Below are 5,409 nucleotides of genomic sequence, written 5' to 3' on the forward strand. Positions count from 1 at the left end.
CCCCGTTCGAGTGCGAAGTGGCGTGCCCGCCCGCCACCGCGGCGAAGGGTCCTTTCCCTCTTTGACGCGCTCCATGACGGCCGTGAAGTCCAGATGCTCGAGCTTGGGGGAGGCGAGTTCGCGCCACGTCCTCGGGGCGGCGACCATGGGGTGGGCCCGACCGCGGAGGGAGTACGGCACGATGGTGGTCTTGTTCCCGCTGTTCTGGCTCCAATCCACCAGCACCTTGCCGTTGCGCAGGGTTTTCTTCATGTCGCTGACCACGAGGTCCGGATGGTCGGCCTCAAGCGAGCGCGCCAATTCGTGCGCGAACGCGGAGACCTGCTCCCATTTGCGGGTGCCATCCAGTCCGGCGTAGAGATGGATCCCTTTGCTGCCGCTCGTCACAGGAACCGGATCGAGGCCGATGTCCTGCAGGATGCTGCGAGCCAACTTGGCGACTTCGACGCATTCGGAAAGGCCGGTGCCGGGACCGGGGTCGAGGTCCAGGACAAGGCGGTCCGGCGGCAGCATGGTCCCGTCGGCGTCCACTTGCCATTGCGGCACGTGGATTTCCAAGGCTGCAATCTGGGCCAGCCACGTGAGCGTGGCGAGGTTGTTGACGAGCGGATAAACGTTGCTGTGTTCCCTGTGCTGGATGGTGACCCGGGGAACCCATGACGGCGTGGAGTCGTCCAGGTTCTTCTGGAAGAACATAGGCCCGGGATCCGACGTGGTCCCTACTCCGTGGACCCAGCGCTTCCGTGTGGCGGGCCGGTTGGCGGCAGCCGGGATCAGGAACGGGGCAACGGCGGCATAGTATTCGAGCACTTCGGCCTTGGTGGTGCCAGTCTCCGGGTAGATGATTTTGCCCAGGTTGGTGAGCGTCAGTTCATGGCCTTCAACGTTGACGCGTTCCTTCTGGCTGGTTGCCACCTCTTCACCTCCGCCGTGTTGTGATGTTCACTTAGTGCATGAGGGCCATATGGAAGGGTTCTATCGCGTTCGGGCTGGTCAACGTACCCGTCAAGCTCTACAGCGCCACCGAGGACCACGATGTCAGTCTCCACCAGGTCCACAACAAGGACGGGGGCCGAATCCGTTACCAGCGGAAGTGCGAAATCTGCGCCTCTGTTGTGGATTACGAGGATATCGACAAGGCCTACGAAGAGGAAGGCCGCACCGTGGTGCTGTCGGCGGCCGATTTGAAGTCGCTGCCTGCGGAGAGCAGCCGCGAAATCGAGGTTGTGGAGTTCGTTCCAGCTGAGCAGTTGGACCCCATCATGTACGAGCGGCCCTATTATCTCGAGCCGGATTCCAAGTCGCCCAAGGCCTACATGCTTCTTCTGCGCACTTTGCAGGACACCGAACGCGTGGCCATTGTGCAGTACGCCCTCCGGCAGAAGACCAGGCTGGGCGCACTGCGGGTACGGGGCGATGTGCTGATGCTGCAATCCCTGCTCTGGGACGACGAAGTCCGCGAAGCAAACTTCCCTTCGCTGGAAACCGACGTCAAGATCTCGGACAAGGAACTTGAGATGTCCTCGGCCCTGGTGGATTCCATGGCGCGCGACTTCGAGCCCGAGCAATACACCGACAACTACCAAGTTCAATTGCGCCAACTCATCGCGGCCAAACTCGAAAAGGGCGACTCCATCGACACCGAGGAGACGTTCGGTGTGGCAGCCAGCGAAGGGGAAGGTGGCGAGGTCATCGACCTCATGGAAGCCCTCAAACGGAGTCTCGACAAGAAGCGCGGCAAAGCGTCTGCCGGCTCGTCCGACGAGTCCTCCGCTGAAGGGTCCGACGACGGCGCCACAGCCAAGGCGGCCAGCAAGCCGAGGGCGAGGGTCAAGAAAGCCTGACGCGCCGCCGTCGTGCGCTTCGTGAAAGCTGGGCATGCTCCAAGTGGCCTGCGCCGGAGCAAGGCACATGTCCCATGAATGGCCTAGTGGTTTCGCAACGCAGAGATCAGCTCGGATTTCTTCTTGCTTGAGTACCCTGTGAGCCCCAGTTCCTTCGCCCGGGACTTCAATTGGGGCACAGTCCAGTCTTCATAGTCGCCCGAGGTGCCGCCGCGTCGGCCGATTTCCTTGCGGCCCTCCTTGGCAGCGGCATTCGAGATCCTCGCGGCCTTTTCCTTCGAGGCGCCATCCTCACGGAGGCTTTCGTAGAGTTCCGGACTTGAGGCTGGGATTCTTCTTGTTTGGCATGCGATCCTCCTTTGGTCAAGATCCGGGCTAGGACGGAAGCTCCATCCGGAACCCGCAGCGGCACTGCAACACCTTTGTGGCCAGGTACACGTCGAGAAGGTCGACGGCGGGGTCTTCGGTGGACACCGGTGCATACACGCTGTGGAATCCGGTTCCTGAGATCTTCATGGGTTCGCCGCAGTGGATGTATTCGCCGCCGAATTGCAGCACACCTGACACCGTGCCTCGCTGGTTCAGGATGGCTGCGACGTCCTGGAATGTCGCGGCATGGGCGTAGAACATATCGCATTCCACGCAGGTGTAGGCGACATCCACGAACTCTGCCGACGGTGGCTTCAGGGGCTCGATGGAATCGAGAATCACGTACTCGGCGGTGCCGCAATGGCCGCACCAGATTCGTTCCCCTTTGGGGAGGGGCGCGCCGTTGGGAACAAGCGGGTCAGAGATAGTCGGCATCGACTTAACTCCTTGAACCAGGAAGTGCGGCTCCCGCGCGAGGCGGAAGCCGCACTTCGAGCGGATTTAATCCTTCTTGAAAGCGTCCTTGACCTTTTCACCGGCCGATTTCAGGTCGCTCTTGCTCTGATCCATCTTGCCTTCGGCTTCGAGTCTCTCGTTACCCGTCAGCTTTCCAGCCGCTTCCTTGGATTTGCCTGCAAGCTTTTCTCCGGCGTTCTGGATCTTGTCATCTGCACCCATGGACGTACTCCTTTGCTGGTAAAGGGACTTTCTTCGATTCGCCAAACGGTGTGGGGCCTGGCCGACAGGGCCAGGCGTCCTCACTGCAGTTGCCGGTCAAACTCCGTGTGACCTGCGGCCGGACATGAAGCTAAGGAGCCAGCCGATGGCCGCGACAATCAGGAGGACCACGCCGACCCAAAGGAGCCAGCTCACGGCCTGCGAGAAGCCGCCGACGAGCAGAAGAACGATTGCCACAACGCCTGCAATGATCAGAAGAGTGTTCACAATGACACATTCCTTACTTCAGCGGGACCGCTGGCAAGCGCCCGGGTCCCTTGCGATGTATTCGGTTGTCAGTTCGCTTGCGAACCGTTGTTCCCCGCCAGGCCCGAAGGCCCCGTGCAAGGTCTTGCTGTAGTGATACCGCCCCGGATTTTCAGGGTTTTCGTCCGGTAAGAACCGGCATCGACTTCCTCCATGGTACTACTAAGCACCCTTATCAAATCAAGTACTAAGTACGCTTACAAAGATTTTTGGATATCGTCGTAGGCTAAACGGAAGGTCGAGCGCAGGTTTCCTGCGCTCGCATCGGACGGTCGTTTAGGAGGAGAAAACGTGAAAGCATCGCAAACCCTGGCAGATAACCTCCAGTTGGTCCTGACGGATCTCATTGAACTCCAGCTCCAAGGAAAACAGGCCCATTGGAACATTGTTGGCCCCAATTTCCGGGACTTGCACCTGCAGCTCGACGAACTCGTCGCAGCCGCCCGGGAGTTCGCCGACGAAACCGCCGAAAGGATGCGGGCGCTCCATGCCCTTCCCGATGGCCGGAGCACCACCATCGCCGCCTCAACAAGGCTGGAGCAATTCCCCGCTGGATTGACCAAAACCAAGGACGCCGTGAAGCTGATCACCGATCGCCTGGAGCGGACGGTCCAGACCATGCGTGATGTCCACGACGCAGTAGACGAAGAAGACCCCACGACGGCGGACCTGCTCCACGCGTTCATTGCCCGTTTGGAGCAGCTCGCTTGGATGATCAGTGCCGAGATCATGTCGGCCAGTGCGTCCGTGGCAGATCCACAGGAAGCCTAGGAACCCGGCGAACGGCGTCAGTGCATGCCACGGCTCCGCCGCAGTAAACCGGGCACTCCGGGCATTTCCCGGCGAAGGTCCGGCCGCGGATTCAGCTACTACCACCCGGACGGATCGCTTATTTCGGGCGGGGAGCGCAAACGCCTCGACGCGATGGCGATACCTCCTGCATGGGCCGATGTCTGGATATGTCCGTTCGAGAACGGACATATCCAGGCAATGGGAGTGGACGACGCCGGACGTAGCCAATACATCTACCATCCGGAGTGGCGTGCCCGCCAGGATACTGAAAAGTTCGCCCGGGCCGCGCGGCTTGGTCCATCCTGCCGCAGGCGCGCCGCCTGGTCTCCAGGCATCTGCGGGAGTCACCTTCCGAGAAGACTAAAACGTTGGCCGCGGCCGTACGGCTCATGGATCTCGGTGCCTTGCGCGTTGGTTCCGATGGCTACGCGCGCCGCAACGGCTCATACGGGCTCACCACGCTGAGGTGCAGACACGTGAAGGTCAACGGGGAAACGGTCTCCCTGCATTTCCCGGGGAAAAGCGGCCAAACCTGGGATTCCACCATCGAGGACCCGGTGCTCGCCCGATTCCTCGGACCCTTGGCAGGCAGGCCAGGCAAGGAGCCCCTACTGGTCTTCCAGAATGGTGAGGGAAGCGTCTCCCTGAATGCCGCGATGGTCAACGAGTACCTTCGCCACATCACCGGCGGCGACTACACGGCCAAGGACTTCCGCACGTGGAAAGGCACTGCAGCGGCCGGAATGGCGCTCGCAGGCCCGGCTTCAAAAGTGCCTGCCCGCAAACGAGTCCTCGAAGCAATCAAGCAAACCGCCGAACTTCTCGGCAACACGCCAACGGTGGCGAGGGCAGCCTACGTCGATCCTCGGATCGTGGAGGGTTTCCTGGCGGGTGATCTCGAACAGCTCAAGGCCAGCGAGTCGGATATCGCGGCCTACTTGGGGTCACTGCCTTGAATAATTTGCCCTGAAAAACAAAAGAGCATGCTCCCCGTTGGCTACGAGCGATGGACAGATGAGGAATATGTCCATCCCCGAGTGCCAAGGGAGAGCATGCTCAGGGGGGTTACTCGGCGTCGTGGTCCGTTTCGAGGATCTTCACGAGGCGGTCCAGGGCTTCGTCGGCCCCGGCACCTTCGGCACGCAGGACAACGACGTCGCCGAATGAAGCTCCGAGGCTCATCAGGGAGAGGATGCTCGCGGCATCCATGGCGTCGTCGGCGGGCTCGCCTTCGCGGGCGATGGTGACCTCGATGTCCAGCTCGCCGGCGGCTTCGGCGAAGATGGCTGCCGGGCGTGCGTGCAGGCCGACGCGGCTGGCGATGGTGGCGGTACGTTCGGACATTGTTGCTCCTTCGATTGTGGGCTTGGGGAAAGTCTAGAGACCCAACTCGTCCAGGATAGGCAGCTGGGCGCGAACG

The 5,409-nt window shown here is 61.2% G+C and carries 8 protein-coding genes and 2 pseudogenes; 4 read left to right on the forward strand and 6 right to left on the reverse strand.

Annotated elements, in window-relative coordinates; all coding sequences use genetic code 11:
* Positions 1 to 915, reverse strand: a 915-nt coding sequence (gene ligD, locus AHiyo1_RS26505; protein ID WP_253257242.1) for a non-homologous end-joining DNA ligase, incomplete at its 3' end; no start/stop codon positions are given.
* Positions 916 to 953: 38 nt separating this feature from the next.
* Between ligD and ku the strand changes: the two genes are divergently transcribed.
* Positions 954 to 1,844, forward strand: coding sequence for a non-homologous end joining protein Ku (ku, locus tag AHiyo1_RS09475; protein WP_059388401.1), 891 nt, complete (start codon positions 954 to 956; stop codon positions 1,842 to 1,844).
* A gap of 83 nt (positions 1,845 to 1,927) precedes the next feature.
* Here ku and AHiyo1_RS09480 read toward each other — a convergent pair.
* The 4 genes and pseudogenes from AHiyo1_RS09480 to AHiyo1_RS24195 form a co-directional block, all read right to left on the reverse strand.
* Positions 1,928 to 2,192: pseudogene (locus AHiyo1_RS09480) on the reverse strand (DUF7218 family protein).
* A 27-nt stretch (positions 2,193 to 2,219) separates the two neighbouring features.
* The gene (locus tag AHiyo1_RS09485; protein WP_059388402.1) at positions 2,220 to 2,648 is read right to left on the reverse strand and encodes a hypothetical protein; all 429 of its coding nucleotides are present in this window, start codon (positions 2,646 to 2,648) and stop codon (positions 2,220 to 2,222) included.
* Positions 2,649 to 2,714: 66 nt separating this feature from the next.
* Positions 2,715 to 2,891 (reverse strand): CsbD family protein, encoded by a 177-nt coding sequence (locus AHiyo1_RS09490; RefSeq protein ID WP_059388403.1) that lies wholly within the window; start codon positions 2,889 to 2,891, stop codon positions 2,715 to 2,717.
* 96 nt (positions 2,892 to 2,987) lie between these two features.
* Entirely contained in the window at positions 2,988 to 3,158 is a 171-nt protein-coding gene (locus tag AHiyo1_RS24195) for a DUF2207 domain-containing protein (RefSeq protein WP_139359614.1), read from the reverse strand.
* Positions 3,159 to 3,488: 330 nt separating this feature from the next.
* On the opposite strand from AHiyo1_RS24195, the gene AHiyo1_RS09495 reads away from it, so the two are divergent.
* The 3 genes and pseudogenes from AHiyo1_RS09495 (at position 3,489) to AHiyo1_RS09500 (ending at position 4,945) form a co-directional block, all read left to right on the forward strand.
* Positions 3,489 to 3,968 carry a Dps family protein gene (locus AHiyo1_RS09495; protein ID WP_059388404.1) on the forward strand — a complete coding sequence of 160 codons (480 nt, stop codon included), beginning with the start codon at positions 3,489 to 3,491 and terminating at the stop codon, positions 3,966 to 3,968.
* A gap of 24 nt (positions 3,969 to 3,992) precedes the next feature.
* Positions 3,993 to 4,139 (forward strand): annotated as a pseudogene (locus tag AHiyo1_RS27905) (DNA topoisomerase IB); the annotation flags it as partial.
* Positions 4,140 to 4,324: 185 nt separating this feature from the next.
* Positions 4,325 to 4,945 carry a hypothetical protein gene (locus tag AHiyo1_RS09500; RefSeq protein WP_253257273.1) on the forward strand — a complete coding sequence of 207 codons (621 nt, stop codon included), beginning with the start codon at positions 4,325 to 4,327 and terminating at the stop codon, positions 4,943 to 4,945.
* A 109-nt stretch (positions 4,946 to 5,054) separates the two neighbouring features.
* Here AHiyo1_RS09500 and AHiyo1_RS09505 read toward each other — a convergent pair whose 3' ends face one another.
* Positions 5,055 to 5,333 carry an HPr family phosphocarrier protein gene (locus AHiyo1_RS09505; protein WP_059388405.1) on the reverse strand — a complete coding sequence of 93 codons (279 nt, stop codon included), beginning with the start codon at positions 5,331 to 5,333 and terminating at the stop codon, positions 5,055 to 5,057.
* Between the last annotated feature and the right edge of the window lie 76 nt (positions 5,334 to 5,409).

Origin of the sequence: Arthrobacter sp. Hiyo1 (genome assembly GCF_001263615.2) — a bacterium.
In the GTDB taxonomy this organism is placed as follows: domain Bacteria; phylum Actinomycetota; class Actinomycetes; order Actinomycetales; family Micrococcaceae; genus Arthrobacter.

Coding starts and splice junctions, on each gene's coding strand:
- ku (WP_059388401.1), top strand. CDS start 954: ATGAGGGCCATATGGAAGGGTTCTATCGCGTTCGGGCTGGTCAACGTA.
- AHiyo1_RS09485 (WP_059388402.1), bottom strand. CDS start 2,648: ATGCCGACTATCTCTGACCCGCTTGTTCCCAACGGCGCGCCCCTCCCC.
- AHiyo1_RS09490 (WP_059388403.1), bottom strand. CDS start 2,891: ATGGGTGCAGATGACAAGATCCAGAACGCCGGAGAAAAGCTTGCAGGC.
- AHiyo1_RS09505 (WP_059388405.1), bottom strand. CDS start 5,333: ATGTCCGAACGTACCGCCACCATCGCCAGCCGCGTCGGCCTGCACGCA.